Source organism: Paenibacillus soyae (assembly GCF_024623455.1).
Taxonomy (GTDB): Bacteria; Bacillota; Bacilli; order Paenibacillales; family Paenibacillaceae; genus Pristimantibacillus; species Pristimantibacillus soyae.
Window position 1 is genome coordinate 1 of the sequence record NZ_JANIPJ010000101.1, and the last position, 255, is coordinate 255.

The window sequence follows — 255 nt, forward strand, 5'->3', positions numbered from 1 at the left end:
TGCCGCCTTTGTACATGTGAATGATCGCTTCTTCCAACCAGCCTTCCCGGCGTTGATACGGTTTGAACAATCTCGTCTGGAACGTGCCCTTGCGGTCGCGTGGTACCTGAAGATCCGGGATTGTTCCGTAGCGAGTTTGGAAAGCACGCGTGTAGTGGCCGTTACGGCTGTTACGCTCTTGAGGTTGTTCTACAGCCATGTAGTTTTTAAGTTCTTCACGGAGTAGCAGTTCCAGCTTTTCCTTCAACAGCTTCG

Annotated in this window: 1 protein-coding gene; it reads right to left on the reverse strand. The window is 51.4% G+C overall.

Annotated features, from left to right (window positions below; genetic code table 11):
• On the reverse strand, window positions 1-250 hold a 250-nt coding region (locus NQZ67_RS30185; protein ID WP_442951246.1), incomplete at its 3' end, for a transposase.
• Between the last annotated feature and the right edge of the window lie 5 nt (window positions 251-255).